Origin of the sequence: Kitasatospora sp. NPDC004799, assembly GCF_040609095.1 — a bacterium.
Lineage (GTDB): Bacteria > Actinomycetota > Actinomycetes > Streptomycetales > Streptomycetaceae > Kitasatospora.
The window spans coordinates 1-1664 of the sequence record NZ_JBEXJK010000765.1 but is presented as its reverse complement, the minus strand read 5'-3'; the positions used below and the strand labels follow the sequence as shown (position 1 = coordinate 1664).

General features: G+C 71.4%; 1 protein-coding gene. It reads right to left on the bottom strand.

Going from position 1 to position 1664, the window contains the following annotated elements; translation table 11 throughout:
• Positions 1-1664 (bottom strand): AMP-binding protein (locus tag ABZW03_RS40630; RefSeq protein WP_355269875.1); only part of this gene is annotated, 1664 nt, incomplete at both ends.

Genomic DNA, 1664 nt, shown 5'->3' with positions numbered 1-1664 from the left:
CGACCCGTGGAACCGGAGGTGTAGATCACGTACGCCGGACTCTGCGGGCCGTGGCCCACACGCACCGGATTCGAAACCGCCTGCACGCTCAGGGCGTTGACCGTCTCGGCAGCGTCCAGGTCGATCCGACGGACACCGGCCGCCACCGCCTCGTCCATCGTCACACTGTCGGTCACCAGGACCGTCGGACGGCCGCCCTCCAACGTCGAGACCAGACGCTCCGCCGGGTAGTCCGGGTCCAGCGGCAGGTACGCCGCACCCGCCTTCTCGATCGCCAGCAACGACACCACCAGCTCGGTCGAACGCGGCAGGCAGACGGCGACCAGGTGCTCCGGGCCGACACCCTCGGCGACCAGCAGATGCGCCAGCCGGTTCGCCCGCTCGTTCAACTCCGCGTACGACACCACCTCACGCGCCGCACCACTACCGAACACCACCGCGTCCGCATCCAGCGTACGAGCCACCTGAGCCTCGAACAGCCCCGGCAGCGTCGCGGCCGACACCTCGCGCACGGTGTCGTTCCACCCGCGCAGCACCAACTCCCGCTGCCCGTCGTCGAGAACGGCGACCCGGTCGAGCGTGACGACGGAGTCCGCCTCCAGCCCGCCGACCAGGTTCTCCACCGCCGTACACAGCAGACCGCAGACCACGTCCGAGTCCATCGGCGCGCACGCCTGCACGGTGAACCGGAACCCGACACCGGTGTCGTCCACCGACACCGTCAACGGGTAGTTCGTCCGCTCCTGAGCCCGGAGGAGCTGGATCCCGGCGATCGTCCGCGCCGTTCCGCCGTCGGCCGCGCCCTCGGTGGCGAGGGTACGGCGGTAGTTGAGCAGCGAGGTGAACAGCGGGCTCTGCGCCGGCAGGCTGGTGGCCTGCCGCGCCAGGGTCAGCGGGGCGTGCTCATGCGTCAGCAGCTCACCCAACTGCTCCTGGGCTGCCCGCAGTCCGGCATCCAGCCGCTGGGTGGCGTCCACCCGGATCGGCAGCGTGTTGATGTACAGACCGGGGGTGCGGCTCGCCGTGTCCCCGGCGTCCATGCGACCCAGCAGGACGGTCCCGAACACGGGGTGGCTCTGGCCGGTCGTCGCCGCCGCGACGCGCGCCCACGCCAGGTGGAAGAACGCGGCGGCGCTGACACCGTTCCGACGCGCCTGCTCGCGCACGCGCTCCGCCAGCTCGGCCGACAGCTCGACGACCGTCTCACCGGTACCGCTGCCGTCACCATGGGTGTCCAGCACGCCGTACGGCGCCGTCGGCTCCTCCACCTCACCGAGCACCCGCTCGAAGTAGGCGCGGTGCTGCTCCGGGGTGACCGCGAGGCGCGCGTGCGCCACGAAGTCGCGGTACGGCGCCGGCTCCGGCAACCGCTCGACGTCCTGCTCCAGGTGCGCCCGCACCTCGTCCAGCAGGATCTCCAGCGCCTGGTGGTCACGGATCAGGTGGTGGCTCCGCAGAGCCACCAACCACCGGTCACCAGCAATATCCTGAGCGACCGTCAGATCGAGAAGAGGCGCCCGGCGGATGTTCATCGCGGACGGACAGGCCGCCAGCAGCAGGGAGACCGCGTCGGCACCGGCCGCAAGCGCGATCTCGGCGACGGCCAGCGGAGCCTGCCGCAGCACCACCTGCAGCGGCTGGGACAGCCCCTCCCAGAGCACCGC